Origin of the sequence: Streptomyces sp. NPDC006923, assembly GCF_040635655.1 — a bacterium.
In the GTDB taxonomy this organism is placed as follows: domain Bacteria; phylum Actinomycetota; class Actinomycetes; order Streptomycetales; family Streptomycetaceae; genus Streptomyces.
Window position 1 is genome coordinate 1 of record NZ_JBEYIF010000031.1, and the last position, 15988, is coordinate 15988.

The window sequence follows — 15988 nt, forward strand, 5'->3', positions numbered from 1 at the left end:
GGGTTCCGTCGCGATGACCGTCGTGATGACCGGCCCGGTTTCCGTCGTGATGACCGGCCCAGCAGCGGCCCGCGCCGCGACGACCGTCCCTCCGGGCCCCGCCGTGACGATGACCGTTTTGGCGGTCCGCGCCGTGACGACCGGCCGAGCGGTCCTCGGCGCGACACGGACCGGGGTGGGTTCCGCCGGGACGACAATCGTCGTGATGACACCCGCCGCGACGACAACCGCGGCGGTGGGTATGGGCGTCGTGATGACCGGCCGAGTGGTGGTCCGCGTCGTGATGACGACCGTGGTGGGTTCCGTCGCGATGACCGTCGTGATGACCGGCCCGGTTTCCGTCGTGATGACCGGCCCAGCAGCGGCCCGCGCCGCGACGACCGTCCCTCCGGCCCCCGCCGTGACGACGACCGCGGTGGCCGTCCCAGCGGTGGCGGCGGTTACGGGCGTCGCGACGACCGGCCGAGCGGTCCGCGCCGCGACGACGACCGTGGGGCCCGTCCCAGCGGTGGCGGCTATGGACGCAGGGACGACCGCGGTGGTCGCCCCAGTGGTGGCGGCGGCTACGGCCGTCGTGACGACCGTGACCGTGGTGGCTACCGGGGCCGGGACGACAACCGGAGCGGCGGTTACGAGCGCCGTGACGACCGGGACCGCGATCGTGAGCCCATCAAGCGGCTGCCGATTCCGGACGAGGTCACGGGCGACGAAATCGACAGGAGTGTCCGGCAGGAGCTGATGAGCCTGCCCAAGACCCTCGCCGAGGACGTCGCGAGGAACCTCGTCATGGTCGCCAAGCTGATCGACGAGGACCCGGAGCGTGCTTACGCGTACTCGCGGGTGGCACTGCGGCTCGCCTCCCGGGTCGCCGCCGTACGTGAGGCCGCGGGCTTCGCCGCGTACGCCACGCAGAAGTACGCCGAGGCCCTGGCCGAATTCCGCGCGGCACGCCGGATGACCGGAAATGTCGATCTGTGGCCCGTCATGGCGGACTGTGAGCGCGGCCTCGGCCGTCCGGAGCGCGCGATGGCGATGGCCGGCGAGCCCGAGGTACAGAAGCTCGACAAGGCCGGCCAGGTCGAGATGCGGCTGGTCGCGGCCGGTGCGCGCAGGGACATGGGGCAGCTCGACGCGGCCATCGTGACCCTCCAGAGCCCGGAGCTGGCGTCGAACTCGGTTCAGCCGTGGACGGCTCGGCTGCGCTACGCGTATGCCGACGCCCTGCTCTCGGCCGGCCGTGACGACGAGGCCCGCGAGTGGTTCGCCAAGGCGATCGAGTCGGACAAGGACGGGGCCACGGACGCTTCGGACCGTCTCGCCGAGCTGGACGGGATCGAGTTTGTCGACGCCATGATCGACGACGCCGACGACGATGACGACGCCAACGCCGAGGACGACGACGAGGCGGAGACCGATGCCGCGTCCGCGTCCCTGAACGGCGTGGATCCGGCGGCCACGGAGCCGAGGGAGGTCCCGGACATCGATGACGAGATCGATGACGACGACGATGCCGACGAGGCCGACGATGCCGATGGCGTCGGGGAAGCCGACGACATCGCCGTCGTCGAGCACGACGGCGTCGAGAGTGCGGAGCGCGACAAGCGCTGAGTGATGATGCGTGTGGGCGGCACCCCGGCCGGGGTGCCGCCCACACGCATGTCTGGTCCCGGCCCTGGTGTCTCAGCCGAGAGTGAGGCTCCGCAGCACCAGTCCCGTCGCCGGCTTGGGGCCGAAGGATGTGGACTTGCGCGGCATGGTGACGCCTTGGCGGGCCAGGTCGAGCACGACTTCCTCATGTACCGGGTGCAGCAGGACCGCGGTGCCGCCATGGCGTTCCGCCTGCTCGACAGCGGCCTCCGCGTCGTGGATGTACGCGATGTGCTCGGGGGCGTCCGGGATCCGCCAGACATGGTCCAGCAGCGTGGAGTGCAGGACCGTCGCGTCCAGTGCGCGCCAGGCGGCCGGCCGGTCGGTGCGGATCGTACGCGCCAGCAGATCCCCGTCCGGACGGTCGACAAGGTGGAACCGTCCGTCGCCGGCCAGCAGGAACGCGTTGCCGGAGGAGGCGGCGCCGGCCAGGGCGTCAAGGGCGACTGAGAGGGAGCCCCCGATCGTACGGACCTGGAAGGAGCCCGCGAGCGCCGCCACGGCCCGGTCGACGGGCAATCGGTGGAGCAGCCGGTGGATGGCGCGGACCCGGAGCGGATGGCGCACCGTGTCGACCAGCAGGACCAGGCCGTACCCCCAGGGCCCGGTGGCCGGATGCTCGTCACGCAGCCGGAGATAGGTCGCCCAGCGGTGATGGCCGTCCGCGATCAGCGCCTGGTGGTGGGAGAGATCGTCGGCGATCTCCGCGAGGTCGGCGGCGTCCGTCACCGACCACAGCCGGTGCCGGAAGCCGTCTTCCGTGGTGGTGGCGAGAAGCGGGGCGCGGCCAATGGCGCGTTCGATGACGGCGGCCGTCCCGGACGTGGCGTCCCCGCCGGGCGTACCGGCTCCGGCGGTCGCGTCGCCCTCGCCGCGGTAGGTCAGCAGCAGTGGTTCCAGATTGGCGGCGGTGGCCCGCATCAGTGCCGCACGGTCCGCCACGACGTCCGGCATCACATCCTCGTGCGGCAGTACGACGCCCTCGGCGGGCGCCGAGAGCGCCAGGGCCCCGATGACTCCGCGCTGGAGCATGTCTCCGTCGCGCTGCTCGTACACATACAGCGCGGGCTCGGGGTCGGGTGCGAGGACGCCTTCGGACAGCCAGCGGCTCAGCGTCGACGCCGCCTGCCGGTGGCGGTCGCCGGGTGTGGCGGCCTGCGGCAGGATCAGCCGGACGATGTTGTGCGGATCCGCCGACTCAAGATGATGCAGCCCGTCGGGCCTGACGACCACGTCGTACGGCGGTGAGGTCACCGCGGCGAGGCTGCCGACCCGCTCGGGGACATAGCGGAGTCCACGGAACGGATGAAGTCGCAGCCCCTTGCCCGCAGGACCCGTTGTGTTCATCTGTGCATCGTATGTGTCAGCGGGCATGAGCGATGATCGGGGGAGAGGCCACGAGCGAGGAGCGGAAGACGGATGAGCGACCAGAGCAGGACCAGGCCGAGCGGCAGTGCGACCGCGCTGAACGAGGCGTACGACACGGCTCTGCTCGATCTCGACGGAGTGGTGTACGCGGGCGGCGAGGCCATCGCGCACGCGGTCGACTCCCTCGGTACGGCCCGGGAGAGCGGGATGCATCTGGCATATGTCACCAATAACGCGCTGCGTACGCCGGGGGCCGTCGCGGAGCATCTCACCGAGCTGGGGGTGCCGGCCGACGCCGCCGATGTGATCACCTCGGCTCAGGCGGTGGCCCGGCTGATCGCCGAGCAGGTCCCGGAGGGGGCGCGGGTCCTGGTGATCGGTGGGGAGGGGCTGCGGGTGGCGCTGCGCGAGCGCGGACTTGAACCGGTGGAGTCCGCCGACGAGGATCCGGCTGCCGTGGCGCAGGGATACGGCGGGCCCGACATGACCTGGGGCCGGTTCGCCGAGGCATGTGTGGCGATCTCCCGTGGTGTGCCGTGGTTCGCGTCCAACACGGATCTGACGATTCCGAGCGCGCGCGGGATCATGCCGGGCAATGGCGCGGCGGTCGAGGTCGTGCGGATCGCGACGGGCGCCGAGCCGCAGGTGGCCGGGAAGCCGCTGCCGCCGATGCACCGCGAGACGGTCCTGCGGACCGGGGCGAAGCGGCCGCTCGTGGTGGGAGACCGGCTGGACACGGACATCGAGGGCGCGTCCAACGGCGACGTGGACTCGCTGCTCGTGCTGACGGGAGTGACGGACGCGGCCCGGCTGCTGGCCGCCGAGCCCAGGCACCGGCCGACGTATGTGGACGCTGATCTGCGCGGACTGCTGACAGGGCAGCCCGAAGTGACCGAGAAGGACGGCGGGTTCGGCTGCGGCGGATGGACCGCTTCCGTCAAGAGTGGCGCGCTGGCGCTCGACGGGGACGGCGCGGCGCTGGACGGGCTGCGCGCGCTCTGCGCGGCGGCCTGGACGGACGCGGGCGACGGTTCCTGTGGGCTGGAGGCGGGCAAGGCGCTGGCGAAGCTCGGCCTGTAGTCCGCCGGGCACGCCGATGCGGCGTGCTCTCGCCCGGCGGGTGGCCCGGAGGCAGGGCCACCCCCGGTGAGGCGATAGCGAGGGTAGGCTAACCTAACCTCGTGTTGGTCGACAGTCCCCCAGAACAGCGCGTGGAGCCGATACCTCCCGCCGCCGCCCGCGGACACCGTTACGCGCGCGCCGGGGGGCTGCTGCTCTCCTTCGGCGTCCTGCTGCTGGTCTGTGCCGCCAGCATCGCCGTCGGTGCCAAGCCGCTTCCGCTCGGCGACGTGTGGCACGGGCTGTTCCATGACACCGGCACCGCCAGTGATGTGATCGTCGCCGATGTCCGGCTGCCGCGCACGGTCCTCGGACTGCTCGCCGGGACCGCCCTCGGGCTCGCCGGCGCCGTGATGCAGGCGCTCACCCGCAATCCGCTCGCGGAACCGGGGCTGCTGGGCGTGAACGCCGGAGCCGCCGCCGCCGTCGTCTCCGCCATCAGCTTTCTCGGTGTCACCTCGGTCACCGGTTATGTGTGGTTCGCCTTCCTCGGCGCCGCGGCCGTCTCCGCCGTCGTCTATGTCCTGGGCGGCAGCCGGGGCGCCACCCCCGTCCGGCTGGCGCTCGCGGGTACGGCGGCGAGCGCCGCGCTGTTCGGCTACGTCAACGCCGTTCAGCTGCTGGACTCCGCGGCCCTCGACCGGCTGCGCTTCTGGACCGTCGGTTCCCTCGCCTCGGCCGAGATGTCGACCGCCGGCAAGGTGTGGCCGTTCATCGCCGCGGGTGTCCTGCTGGCGCTGCTGATCGCCCGCCCGCTGAACGCCATGGAACTGGGTGACGACACCGCTCGCGCGCTGGGCGCGCATCTCGTCCGTACGCGTGTCCTCGCGATGGTCTCCGTGACCCTGCTGTGCGGCGCCGCGACGGCCGCGTGCGGGCCGATCGTCTTCGTCGGGCTGATGGTGCCTCATCTGGTACGCGGCATCACGGGGCCCGACGTGCGGTGGATCCTGCCGTACGCGGCGGTGCTCTCGCCGGTACTGCTGCTGGGCGCGGATGTGGTCGGCAGGGTCATCGCCAGGCCGTCCGAGATCCAGGTGGGCATCGTCACCGCGCTGATCGGTGGCCCCGTCTTCATCCAGCTCGTACGCCGCAAGAGGATGGCCCAGCTATGACGGTGTTCTCCCGTGAGAAGGCGCCGGTGCGCCCCGCGATCCGGGCGATCCGTCTGCCCGGCGGGCTCTCCGTACGGGTCGACAGCCGATCCGCCCTGGTGGTCCTGGTGCTGACGGCCGCCGCGCTGGCGGCCGGAATCGTGCTCGTCGGCAGCGGCGACTACCCGGTCCCTCCCGGCGATGTGGTCGCGGCCCTGACCGGACACGGCACACCCGGCCAGGAGTTCATCGTCCGGGAGCTGCGGCTGCCGCGGATCCTCGTCGGACTGCTCGTCGGCGCGGCCCTCGGCCTCGGCGGTGCGGTCTTCCAGTCCATCACCCGCAATCCACTCGGCAGCCCCGATGTGATCGGCTTCGGTCAGGGTGCGACCGTCGGCGCACTGAGTGTGATCGTTCTCTTCCATGGTGGGGCGCTGGCCGTCGCGGGCGGGGCGGTCGTCGGCGGTACGGTGACCGGCGCCGGTGTCTATCTGCTGGCCTGGCGGCGCGGGGTGCAGGGATACCGGCTGGTGCTCGTCGGCATCGGGGTGGCCGCGATGCTCACCGCCGCCAACCACTACCTGGTCACCAAGGCCGATCTGATCGATGCCACCCGGGCCGTGCTCTGGATGACCGGTTCGCTCGACGGCCGCGACTGGGACCAGGTCTGGCCGCTGCTGGCGGTGTGCGCCGTGCTCGTACCGCTGATCCTCGGTCACGGACGGCCGCTGCGCATGCTGGAGATGGGCGACGACGCGGCGTACGCGCTCGGGGTGCGGGTCGAGCGGACCAGAGTGGTCCTGATGGCATCGGCCGTGCTGCTCGTCGCCGTCGCGACCGCCGCCGCCGGCCCCATCTCCTTTGTGGCGCTGAGCGCTCCGCAGCTCGCCCGCAGGCTGACCCGCTCGTCCGGTCCCCACCTCGGTCCCGCCGCCGTCATGGGCGCGGTGCTGCTGCTGGTCGCGGACTGGTTCGCCACCTCGGCCTTCGGCGACCGGGAACTGCCCGTCGGCGTGGTGACCGGGGTCCTCGGCGGCTGCTATCTGCTCTGGCTGCTGATCGGCGAACGTAGGGCAGGGCGCATATGAGGGCGCGACAGATCCCAACGCGCGCGTGAACGGACAGGTATGAACCCCGTGGACATCAGGAGTACGACCATGCAACGCCTCACCGCGGAAGCGGTGACCCTCGGCTACGACCAGCGGATCATCGCCCGCGACCTGTCGGTGGAGATCCCCGCCCGCTCCTTCACGGTGATCGTCGGCCCGAACGCCTGCGGCAAATCGACATTGCTGCGGGCGCTCTCCCGGATGCTCAGGCCCACCGAGGGCCGGGTCCTGCTGGACGGCACGGCCATCCACTCGATGCCCGCCAAGAAGGTCGCCAGGACGCTCGGTCTGCTGCCGCAGTCCTCCGTCGCGCCCGACGGCATCACGGTCGCGGACCTGGTGGCGCGCGGACGCTATCCGCACCAGGGGCTGCTGCGGCAGTGGTCGCCCGAGGACGAACGGACGGTCGAGGAGTCGATGGCGGCCACCGGAGTCGGTGAACTGGCCGATCGCTATGTCGACGAACTGTCCGGCGGCCAGCGCCAGCGCGTCTGGATCGCCATGGCCCTGGCCCAGCAGACCCCGCTGCTGCTGCTCGACGAGCCGACCACCTTCCTCGACATCCAGCACCAGATCGAGGTGCTGGACCTCTGTGCCGAACTGCACGAGACGGAGGGCCGTACGCTCGTGGCCGTCCTGCACGACCTCAACCACGCGGCCCGCTACGCCACACACCTCATCGCCATGCGTGAGGGACGGATCGTGGCGGAGGGAGCGCCGGCGGACGTGGTCACGGCGGAGCTGGTGGAGCGGGTCTTCGGGCTGCGCTGCCAGGTCATCGAGGACCCGGAGACCGGCACGCCCCTGGTGGTCCCCGCCGGCCGCCGCGTGCGGCGTACGGCCCCCGTATCCACCGAGATGTCCTAGGGCGCGTTTCGAAAGCAGCGCCGTCCGCCTACAGCAGAGACCTCAGGCGCAGCAGATCGAGGAAGCTCGCGTCCAGCCTGATCCGTCCCGAGGTCCAGGCGCGGGCGAAATGCAGCTCGCCGTCGACCAGCGCGACCAGATCGTCGCCCGCCATGGCCAGCGCGATCTGTGCCTTTCCGCGCGGCGGGCCGTCCATGGTGTCGGCCACCACGATCCGGCCACCCGTCAGGCGGCCCGCGAAGGTGACATCCAGGTCCGTGATGTGGCAGCTCAGCGAGCGGTCGAAGCCGGCCGCGGTGCGGACCTTGCCGTCCGCGCGGGCCAGATTCTCCGAGAGCTTGTCGAGTGCGCCGCGGCACTCCTCCTTCGTCGCCATCGCGACCGACGGTACCTCAGTGCTTCGGGGTAGCGTCTGGGCATGAGCGACTCGATGGCGGGCCCGGCCGAGCGGGAGCCCGGAGCGGTGGACATCCCCGTGGACGAACCGGCGGCGCCACGGCCGCTCGGGGTGGAACGCGTACCGACCGGCGACGCCGGGGTGGACGCGTGGCTGGCCCGTCTCGCCGACGCCGACCACCTCCCCGCCGACGGCCACGCCGAGGTGTACGAGGATGTACACCGGGGGCTGCGCGACGCGCTGACCGCGCTCGACGCACGTCCGGCGCCCCCGGGACCCCACGGGCCCCGGGGGTGACGCGGTCCGGGACCACAGTGGCCTCAGGACCCTCCGGCGCCTCCGTGACCTCTCTCGCGTACGACCACAGGAGCTGAACCGAACGTGGCAGGACTGGCACGCCGCCGTCTCGATGCCGAGCTGGTACGCCGTAAACTCGCACGCTCGCGCGAGCACGCGAGCCAGCTCATCGCCGCGGGCCGGGTGACTGTCGGCGGCGCCACCGCGACCAAGCCCGCCACGCAGGTCGAGACGAGCGCGGCCGTCGTCGTCACCGAGGATGACGGCGACCCCGACTACGTGTCGCGCGGCGGGCACAAACTCGCGGGCGCGCTGGCGGCCTTCACCCCACTCGGACTGGAGGTCCGGGGCCGGCGGGCGCTCGACGCGGGCGCGTCCACCGGCGGCTTCACGGATGTCCTGCTGCGGTCCGGCGCCGCCCGTGTGATCGCCGTGGACGTCGGTTACGGACAACTCGCCTGGTCACTGCGGAGCGATGAACGCGTCGTCGTCAAGGACCGCACCAACGTACGGGAGTTGACGCTCGACGCGATCGGCGGGGAGCCGGTGGACCTGATCGTCGGTGATCTGTCCTTCATCCCGCTGGGGCTGGTGCTGCCCGCGCTGGTGGGCTGTGCGGCGCCGGACGCCGACCTGGTCATGATGGTCAAACCGCAGTTCGAGGTGGGCAAGGACCGGCTGGGCAGCGGAGGCGTCGTACGCAGTCCCGAGCTGCGCGCCGAGACCGTACGGGCCGTGGCGCGGCGGGCGGCCGAACTCGGCCTCGGGGTACGGGGCGTCACAGCCAGCCCGCTGCCAGGACCCTCCGGAAACGTCGAGTACTTTCTGTGGCTCCGAGCCGGAGCGCCCCAACTCGATCCGGCGGATGTCGACCGTGCAGTGGCGGAGGGACCCCGTTGACCACGAACGCAGAACGCACCGTATTCCTGCTGGCCCACACCGGCAGACCCGCGGCGATCAGAAGCGCCGAACTCGTTGTGAACGGACTGCTGCGCAACGGCATCGGTGTGCGCGTCCTGGCCGCCGAGGCGGTCGATCTGCCGCTGCCGCCGGCCGTCGAGACGGTCCCGGAGGGCAAGGACGACGTGCTCGACGGCTGTGAACTGCTGATCGTGCTGGGCGGGGACGGGACGCTGCTGCGCGGCGCCGCGTTCGCGCGGGCCTCCGGCGTGCCCATGCTCGGCGTCAACCTCGGCCGGGTCGGCTTCCTCGCCGAGGCGGAACGCGACGATCTGGACAAGGTCGTCAACCGGGTGGTCACCCGTGCGTATGAGGTTGAGGAACGGATGACCATCGATGTCGTCGTGCACAGCAACGGCGATGTCGTCCACGAGGACTGGGCGCTCAACGAGGCGGCCGTGCAGAAGGTCTCGCCCGAGCGGATGCTCGAAGTCGTCCTGGAGATCGACGGACGGCCTGTGACCGGGTTCGGCTGCGACGGGATCGTCTGCGCCACCCCCACCGGATCGACGGCCTACGCCTTCTCGGCCGGGGGACCGGTCGTCTGGCCGGAGGTCGAGGCGCTGCTGATGGTGCCGATCAGCGCGCACGCCCTCTTCGCGAAACCGCTGGTGACCTCGCCGACCACGGTGCTCGCGGTGGAGGTGCAGGCGCACACCCCGAACGGCGTTCTGTGGTGCGACGGGCGCAGGACCATCGAGCTGCCGGCCGGGGCGCGCGTCGAGGTGCGGCGCGGGGCCGTCCCGGTACGGCTGGCCCGGCTGCACCACGCGTCGTTCACGGACCGGCTGGTGGCCAAGTTCGCGCTGCCGGTCTCCGGCTGGCGGGGCGCGCCGCACTGAGGGGGCGTGGTCCCGGGCGGATCGTGAACGTACGGAATCCGGTGGGGCGGCGGGCGGGAAGCGGCGAACACTGCCCGGTCGGGCGAACCGGGGGTGGGGTCCGTCGCACGGCGGGGCCGGGACCTCGTATGGTCATGACCGTGTTGGAGGAGATGCGGATACGGTCGCTCGGGGTCATCGACGACGCGGTGGTCGAGCTGTCGCCCGGCTTCACCGCGGTGACCGGTGAGACGGGCGCGGGCAAGACCATGGTCGTCACCAGCCTGGCGCTGCTGCTCGGCGGTCGCGCCGATCCCGCGCTGGTGCGGATCGGGGCCAAGGCCGCGGTCGTGGAGGGGCGGCTCACCATGACCGCCGGCTCGTCCGCCGCCGTACGCGCGGAGGAGGCCGGGGCGGAGCTGGAGGACGGCACGCTGCTCATCAGCAGGACCGTCTCGGCCGAGGGGCGCTCACGGGCGCATCTCGGCGGGCGGTCCGTGCCGGTGGGGGTGCTGACCGAGCTGGCGGACGACCTCGTCGCCGTACACGGCCAGACCGACCAGCAGGGCCTGCTGCGGCCCGCGCGGCAGCGTCAGGCCCTGGACCGGTACGCGGGCGACGCGGTCGCCGGGCCCCACGCCACCTACGCGGCGGCCTACCGCAGGCTGCGGGCCGTCGCCACGGAGCTGGAGGAGCTGACCACCCGGGCCCGGGAGCGCGCGCAGGAGGCCGATCTGCTGCGCTTCGGGCTGAACGAGATCGCCGGTGTGGAGCCCCGGGCGGGCGAGGACGCCGAGCTCGCGGCGGAGGCCGAACGGCTCGGTCACGCGGAAGCGCTGGCCTCCGCAGCGGCCATCGCCCACGCGGCCCTCGCCGGAAACCCGGAGGACCCGGAGGGCGTCGACGCGACAACGCTCGTGGCGGGCGCCGGGCGGGCGCTGGAGGCCGTACGGTCCCACGACGCCGCGCTCGCCGGGCTCGCCGACCGGATGGGGGAGATCTCCATCCTGCTGGCGGATGTCGCGGGTGAACTCGCCGGATACGCGGACAATCTGGACGCCGATCCGCTGCGGCTCGCCGCGGTGGAGGAGCGCCGGGCCGCGCTCACCGGCCTGACGCGCAAGTACGGCGAGGACATCACCGGCGTACTCGCCTGGGCCGAGGAGAGCGCGGCACGCCTGACCGAGCTGGAGGGCGACGACGACCGGATCGGTGAGCTGACGGCCGAGCGCGACGGCCTGCGGACCGAACTCTCCTCGCTCGCCCAGGCGCTGACGGACGCCAGGACGGAAGCGGCCGCGCGGTTCGCGGAGGCGGTCACGGCGGAGCTGGCCTCGCTGGCCATGCCGCACGCGCGGGTCTCGTTCGACATCCGGCAGACCGAGTCCCCGGACGAGGTCTCCGGCGTCGAGGTGGGCGGACGCCCCGTGGTGTACGGGCCGCACGGCGTGGACGAGGTCGAGCTGCTGCTGGCCCCGCATCCGGGCGCCCAGCCCCGCCCGATCGCCAAGGGCGCTTCCGGCGGTGAGCTGTCGCGCGTGATGCTCGCCGTCGAGGTGGTCTTCGCGGGCTCCGATCCCGTGCCGACCTATCTCTTCGACGAGGTCGACGCGGGGGTCGGCGGCAAGGCCGCGGTCGAGGTCGGCCGCCGGCTCGCGAAGCTCGCCAAGTCCGCTCAGGTGGTGGTCGTGACCCATCTGCCCCAGGTGGCGGCCTTCGCCGACCGTCAGCTCCTGGTCGAGAAGACGAACGACGGTTCGGTGACGCGTTCGGGTGTGACGGTTCTGGAGGGCGAGGACCGGGTGCGCGAGCTGTCGCGGATGCTGGCCGGCCAGGAGGACTCGGAGACGGCCCGCGCCCACGCGGAAGAACTGCTGGCCACGGCCCGCGCGGACGCGTAACACCGCGCGGAGGCGCCGGCGCGCGACCGGGCGGCGCGGGCCCTCCGCCGGCGCCTTCACCCGTGTGAGTGATCCCGGCCGCGGAGTTGCGGCACCGGACACAAGAACGACGCCCCGGCGGTGCCGGAACGTGCGTACGGACTGGCATCCTTGACGGAGTCCCCGATCCCGAACCAGGAGCCTTGGCCACGTGACACAACTGCGTACGGTCCTGGTGCTGGGTGGCGGCAGTGCGGGCAGCAGCGCGCACGTCCGGTCGCTGGCGGCGGGCCTGGCCGCCCGGGGCGTGCGCGTCACGGTGTGCGCGCCCGCCGAGCTCGACCGCGCCTACGACTTCCGCGGTGCCGGGGCGCTGCACGTTCCCGTACCGAGACGCGGTGATCCGGCGGCTGTCGCGGCCCTGCGCGCCGCCTGCGCCGGGGCGGACGTGGTGCACGCGCACGGGCTGCACGCGGCGGTACGGACCGCGATCGCGCTCGGCGGCCGGCGCGTACCACTCGTTGTCACCTGGCACACCCGCCCGATCGAGGAGGGACCGCGGGCTCGACTGACGCGGCTGCTGGAACGAAGGGCGGCCAGGGCGGCGGCCATTGTGCTCGGTACGTCCTCGGAGCTGGTCGACCGGGCCCGCGGCAGTGGGGCGCGGGACGCCCGTCTCGCGCCGATCGCGGTGCCCGCGCCACACCGGCCGGCGGGCGGACCGGAGAGCAAGGCCCGCGCGGAAGTCGGCGCCGTCGGGCGTCCGTTACTGATGGCCGTCGGATCCCTGGAGCCCAACAAGGGATACGACACCCTGCTGGACGCCGCCAGGACCTGGCGCGGTCTCGACCCCGTACCGCTGCTGGTCGTCGCGGGGGAGGGCCGGGAGCGCGGCAGACTGCAACGCCGCATCGAGAACGGCGGGCTGCCGGTGGAGCTCATCGGCCGCCGGGACGACATCACCGAGTTGCTCGCGGCCGCCGACCTCGCGGTACTGCCCAGCCGCTGGGAGGCTCGCTCCATTCTCGCCCAGGAGGCGCTGCGGCTCGGAGTCCCGCTGGTCGCCACGGCGGTCGGCGGCATCCCCGAACTGGTCGGCGACGCGGCGGAACTCGTGCCGTACGGCGACGCGGCGTCCCTGTCGGAAGCGGTGCTGAGGCTGCTCGGAGATCCGGAACGCCGGCGGGAACTCGTCGCGGCGGGACGGGCGCAGGCGGCGACCTGGCCCACGGAGGACGAGACCGTCGCCCAAGTGCTGTCCGTGTACGACGAGTTGACGCTGCCGACGAGTTGAGGGCCGCCGACGGGCCGGGGCCGCGGGCGCCCTCCCGGCCCCTCGGCCGAATCCGGGTCCCCGGGGTCAGGGCGTGTGGCGGCGGGCCCTCAGGGCCAGGCTCAGGGCCAGCACCGTCTGGGGATCGTCCAGGTCGCTGCCGAGCAGTTCGGCGATCCTGGCCAGCCTGTTGTAGAGCGTCTGGCGGTTGAGACGCAGCTCGCGCGCGGTCTCGGCCTTGCGGCCCGCGTGCGCCAGATAGACCTCCAGGGTCGGCAGCAGCGCGGGTTTCGACACCCGGTCGTGCGCGCGCAGCGGTCCGATCGCCCGGTCCACGAAGGCCGCCAGATCGGGATGCTCGCGCAGGCGCCACAGCAGCAGGTCGATATCGAGACGCCGTGCGTCGTGCCACGGCCGGTCGGGCAGGCCCTGGGCCGCCGCCGCGGTCTCCGCCGCGTGCCGCAGCCCCGCACCCGCCGCGGCCCAGCCGCCCGGGACCCCGACCACCACCACCGGCGGTCGTCCGCCCGCCCGCTCCAGGCCGGCCCGCTCCACTCCGGCCCGCAGCGCCGTCGCGACCCGGTCGGCCACGGCCGTACGTTCCGACTCCGAGCGCAGCCCGAGCAGCAGCGGCACCCGGCCCTCCACGGGCCGTACGCCCAGCAGCACCGGCACCCCCACCGACGACAGCTCTTCCAGCACCGCCCGCGCCAGCAGCGCCCAGTTGCCCGAGGGCGACAATTCCGACGCCAGCCGCATCACCACCGGCAGCAGCGGTTCCTCACCGGGCCTGAAGCCCAGGACCCCGGCCTGTGCCGGAGCGTCCTCCGCGCGGATCCGGCCCGCCGCGAGATCGGTCAGGAAGTCGCCGCGGCCCCGCGCCGCCAGCTCCTCCTCCTGACGGGCCTGCATCAGCACGACCGCGAGAATGTCCGCGGCCCGCTCGGCCGCCATCCGGTGCACCGGCAGCAGCGGAGCCGACACGGCGGGCAGCATCAGCCGCGCGCGCACCGCGCCCGTACCCTGGCCGCCGCCCGGCACATCCACCAGCACCGAGCCCGCCGGCGGTTCCGCGGCCACCGCCGGCCGCCGGCCGCGCAGCCCCTCCCAGATCTGCAACGGGTCGGCGGCGGCCGGGGCGGCGCCGGGGGCCACGGCGTACAGCAGCCGCCTCTCCGCCGTCTCCAGGAAGACCGGGTTGCCCGCGAAGTCCGCGAGGATCCGGAGGACCTGTGGCACGCCTCCACCGCCCAGCAGCGCCTCCGTGCACTGCCGGTGGACCTCCTCGGCCCGCCGCAGCAGCGCGTAGTGACCGTTCACGATCTCGGTGTGGACCTCCTCGGTCACCGAGACGAAGGGCACCTCACGGTGGAGCTGCACCAGCGGCAGCCCGGCCGCGCGGGCCGCCTCCACGATCGCCGCCGGCAGCCGGTCGAACCGCGGCCCCAGCTCCACCACCAGCGCCGCGATCCCGCGTTCGGCGAGCCCCCGGACGAAGGCCCGCTGCCCCGCGGGCCGGGTGCCCAGGCCGAGACCGGTGGTGAGCAGCAGCTCGCCGCCCTTGAGCAGTGACGCGATGTTCGGGACCTCACCCGCGTGCACCCAGCGCACCGTGCGGTCCAGCCGGTCGGGGCAGGCGACGACCTCCGGGAGGCCACCGCGGAGTCCGGGCAGCTCAAGCGCCCGCCGCACGGTGATTCCGCCCTGAGTGTCCATGAGGCGGAGGCTACCCGTGGTGCGGGACCGGGGGTGTCCGGGCCCGGTCGCCGCCGCGCGTACGGGGGCTTCCGGCGGGGGCGTTCCGGGCTCCGGGCCGCCCCCGTCGGGAGGCCGCGGCCGACTCCTGGGCCGGATGGGGAATGGTTGACAGCGGCCCGGCGCGCCAGCAATCATGGTCATGTTTTGAGAGCGCTCCCAAAGTGTGCTGAGGCAATGCCGCCTCGCACAGGGACTCTCCTCGGCAGCCACTCCCTCTTCCGCAGGATCCCCACGCGACCGTCGCGGCTCCGTGCCGCGCGGCTGTCCGATCGGAACGGTTAAAGCTCCGTCGCGCGTACTCCAGGACGGCCCCGGCGGGCCGTGACCAGGGGCCGACGGTTCCGCCGACGCCCCCCGGGGTGGAGAAGAGAACGACATGCCTCGCAGAATCCTCGTGACCGGCGCAAGCGGCATGCTGGGCACGGACATGGTCACGGCGCTGAGCGCCGGAAACGAAGTGACCGGATGGTCGAACTCCCAACACCGTCCTGACCATTGGCGGATCGACGCCACTTCCCGCCGTCAGGTCGATCAGTTCTTCGCGGAGAACTCCCTGGACATCTGCGTGCACTGCATTGCCAACGCCGATGTGCAGGCGTGCGAAAGCGATCCCGAGTCCGCGGCCCGGTTGAACGCGGAGACGACCAGGAATGTCGCCGAGGCGTGTGTCCGCCACGGCGTGAAGCTGGTGTACATCTCGACGGAATACGTATTCGACGGAACCGCCCCGCACGGATACACCGAGAGCGACATCCCCCGGCCCTTACAGGTCTACGGCCGGACGAAAAGGCAGGGCGAGATCTACGCGTCCGGTGTCCCGGGCCAGTTGACCGTCCGTCTTCCGGTGCTCTACGGCAGCCGTGTCCCGGGCCGTGGGCCGACCTGGACGGAATCCCTGCTGCACGCGCTGGAGCGCGGCACCCCCGTGGAGCTGGACGATCAGTTCGAACGCCAGCCGACCTGGACACGGGACATCGCCGGGCTGCTGGAGCGCGCCATCAGCCGGGACCTGGACGGCATCCTTCACCTGGCCAGCCAGGAGGGGATGACGAAGTACGCCTGGGGCAAGAGGATCGCGGCGGCCGCGGGCCTGTCGGTGTCGCTGCTCCGTCCGCTGCGCACGCCGCCACCGGCGTCAGGGGTCGCGAAGCCCGTCCGTCCCTGGCTGAGCGCGGCACGGCTGGAACTGCTGGGAATGCGCCCGCCCGCGGGTGTCTCCGAACGCGTCGCGCCCTTCCTCCGGTCGATCGAGGCGGGCCGGACCGGCGGCGCGCGCCGGTAGTGACCGAGCCCGGGGCACCCGTTTCCCGGGCCCTCCCGGATTCTCGGATTCCCAGATTCGCGGAACAGATTTCGCACGTCACATCATTCCTGAAGGAGAAATCCGGTGGAAATCAT

Annotated in this window: 15 protein-coding genes; 12 read left to right on the forward strand and 3 right to left on the reverse strand. The window is 72.6% G+C overall.

The genetic code is table 11. The annotated features are described in order from the left end of the window. Positions 1 to 13: 13 nt before the first annotated feature. Both ABZ707_RS31860 and ABZ707_RS31865 read left to right on the forward strand, forming a co-directional pair. Complete coding sequence (locus tag ABZ707_RS31860) at positions 14 to 739, forward strand: hypothetical protein (RefSeq protein ID WP_360181861.1); 726 nt, start codon at positions 14 to 16, stop codon at positions 737 to 739. Next, positions 739 to 1608, forward strand: coding sequence for a hypothetical protein (locus ABZ707_RS31865; protein WP_360181864.1), 870 nt, complete (start codon positions 739 to 741; stop codon positions 1606 to 1608). Before ABZ707_RS31860 ends, ABZ707_RS31865 begins: the two co-directional genes overlap by 1 nt. Before the next feature lie 72 nt (positions 1609 to 1680). Here the strand turns inward: ABZ707_RS31865 and ABZ707_RS31870 are convergent, their stop codons facing one another. After that, positions 1681 to 2994, reverse strand: a complete 1314-nt coding sequence (locus tag ABZ707_RS31870) for a DUF1015 domain-containing protein (RefSeq protein ID WP_360181867.1) — start codon at positions 2992 to 2994, stop codon at positions 1681 to 1683. A 72-nt stretch (positions 2995 to 3066) separates the two neighbouring features. Here ABZ707_RS31870 and ABZ707_RS31875 point away from each other — a divergent pair, with 72 nt between their 5' ends. From ABZ707_RS31875 to ABZ707_RS31890, 4 genes are all read left to right on the forward strand, one after another. Further along, entirely contained in the window at positions 3067 to 4095 is a 1029-nt protein-coding gene (locus tag ABZ707_RS31875; protein WP_360181870.1) for an HAD hydrolase-like protein, read from the forward strand. A gap of 101 nt (positions 4096 to 4196) precedes the next feature. Next, a complete protein-coding gene (locus tag ABZ707_RS31880) occupies positions 4197 to 5249 on the forward strand; it encodes an iron chelate uptake ABC transporter family permease subunit (RefSeq protein ID WP_360181873.1) in 1053 nt (350 codons plus the stop codon). After that, positions 5246 to 6316: an iron chelate uptake ABC transporter family permease subunit gene (locus tag ABZ707_RS31885; protein WP_360181876.1), complete on the forward strand. Its 1071-nt coding sequence runs from the start codon at positions 5246 to 5248 to the stop codon at positions 6314 to 6316. The genes ABZ707_RS31880 and ABZ707_RS31885 overlap by 4 nt, the downstream gene beginning before the upstream one ends. 69 nt (positions 6317 to 6385) lie before the next feature. After that, a complete protein-coding gene (locus tag ABZ707_RS31890) occupies positions 6386 to 7204 on the forward strand; it encodes an ABC transporter ATP-binding protein (protein ID WP_360181879.1) in 819 nt (272 codons plus the stop codon). A 28-nt stretch (positions 7205 to 7232) separates the two neighbouring features. Here ABZ707_RS31890 and ABZ707_RS31895 read toward each other — a convergent pair whose 3' ends face one another. After that, positions 7233 to 7580 carry a sterol-binding protein gene (locus ABZ707_RS31895; protein WP_360181882.1) on the reverse strand — a complete coding sequence of 116 codons (348 nt, stop codon included), beginning with the start codon at positions 7578 to 7580 and terminating at the stop codon, positions 7233 to 7235. Positions 7581 to 7622: 42 nt separating this feature from the next. Between ABZ707_RS31895 and ABZ707_RS31900 the strand changes: the two genes are divergently transcribed. The 5 genes from ABZ707_RS31900 to ABZ707_RS31920 all read left to right on the forward strand — a co-directional run bounded on the left by ABZ707_RS31900 (position 7623) and on the right by ABZ707_RS31920 (position 12853). Next, complete coding sequence (locus tag ABZ707_RS31900; protein WP_360181885.1) at positions 7623 to 7898, forward strand: hypothetical protein; 276 nt, start codon at positions 7623 to 7625, stop codon at positions 7896 to 7898. Between the two features lie 84 nt (positions 7899 to 7982). After that, the gene (locus ABZ707_RS31905) at positions 7983 to 8798 is read left to right on the forward strand and encodes a TlyA family RNA methyltransferase (protein ID WP_360181888.1); all 816 of its coding nucleotides are present in this window, start codon (positions 7983 to 7985) and stop codon (positions 8796 to 8798) included. Beyond that, on the forward strand, positions 8795 to 9700 hold the full coding sequence (locus ABZ707_RS31910) for an NAD kinase (RefSeq protein WP_360181891.1): 906 nt from the start codon (positions 8795 to 8797) through the stop codon (positions 9698 to 9700). The genes ABZ707_RS31905 and ABZ707_RS31910 overlap by 4 nt, the downstream gene beginning before the upstream one ends. A gap of 134 nt (positions 9701 to 9834) precedes the next feature. Beyond that, complete coding sequence (gene recN, locus ABZ707_RS31915) at positions 9835 to 11580, forward strand: DNA repair protein RecN (protein WP_360181894.1); 1746 nt, start codon at positions 9835 to 9837, stop codon at positions 11578 to 11580. 190 nt (positions 11581 to 11770) lie between these two features. Then, positions 11771 to 12853, forward strand: coding sequence for a glycosyltransferase family 4 protein (locus tag ABZ707_RS31920; RefSeq protein ID WP_360181897.1), 1083 nt, complete (start codon positions 11771 to 11773; stop codon positions 12851 to 12853). Between the two features lie 66 nt (positions 12854 to 12919). Here the strand turns inward: ABZ707_RS31920 and ABZ707_RS31925 are convergent, their stop codons facing one another. Further along, positions 12920 to 14548, reverse strand: a complete 1629-nt coding sequence (locus tag ABZ707_RS31925) for a PucR family transcriptional regulator (RefSeq protein WP_360181900.1) — start codon at positions 14546 to 14548, stop codon at positions 12920 to 12922. A gap of 418 nt (positions 14549 to 14966) precedes the next feature. Between ABZ707_RS31925 and ABZ707_RS31930 the strand changes: the two genes are divergently transcribed. Beyond that, positions 14967 to 15872, forward strand: a complete 906-nt coding sequence (locus tag ABZ707_RS31930; RefSeq protein WP_360181903.1) for an SDR family oxidoreductase — start codon at positions 14967 to 14969, stop codon at positions 15870 to 15872. Positions 15873 to 15988: the final 116 nt, after the last annotated feature.

Excerpts from the sequence above, each read along its gene's own strand:
- ABZ707_RS31860 (WP_360181861.1), top strand. The coding sequence starts at position 14 with ATGACCGTCGTGATGACCGGCCCGGTTTCCGTCGTGATGACCGGCCCA.
- ABZ707_RS31865 (WP_360181864.1), top strand. The coding sequence starts at position 739 with ATGAGCCTGCCCAAGACCCTCGCCGAGGACGTCGCGAGGAACCTCGTC.
- ABZ707_RS31870 (WP_360181867.1), bottom strand. The coding sequence starts at position 2,994 with ATGAACACAACGGGTCCTGCGGGCAAGGGGCTGCGACTTCATCCGTTC.
- ABZ707_RS31875 (WP_360181870.1), top strand. The coding sequence starts at position 3,067 with ATGAGCGACCAGAGCAGGACCAGGCCGAGCGGCAGTGCGACCGCGCTG.
- ABZ707_RS31885 (WP_360181876.1), top strand. The coding sequence starts at position 5,246 with ATGACGGTGTTCTCCCGTGAGAAGGCGCCGGTGCGCCCCGCGATCCGG.
- ABZ707_RS31890 (WP_360181879.1), top strand. The coding sequence starts at position 6,386 with ATGCAACGCCTCACCGCGGAAGCGGTGACCCTCGGCTACGACCAGCGG.
- ABZ707_RS31895 (WP_360181882.1), bottom strand. The coding sequence starts at position 7,580 with ATGGCGACGAAGGAGGAGTGCCGCGGCGCACTCGACAAGCTCTCGGAG.
- ABZ707_RS31900 (WP_360181885.1), top strand. The coding sequence starts at position 7,623 with ATGAGCGACTCGATGGCGGGCCCGGCCGAGCGGGAGCCCGGAGCGGTG.
- recN (WP_360181894.1), top strand. The coding sequence starts at position 9,835 with ATGACCGTGTTGGAGGAGATGCGGATACGGTCGCTCGGGGTCATCGAC.
- ABZ707_RS31925 (WP_360181900.1), bottom strand. The coding sequence starts at position 14,548 with ATGGACACTCAGGGCGGAATCACCGTGCGGCGGGCGCTTGAGCTGCCC.
- ABZ707_RS31930 (WP_360181903.1), top strand. The coding sequence starts at position 14,967 with ATGCCTCGCAGAATCCTCGTGACCGGCGCAAGCGGCATGCTGGGCACG.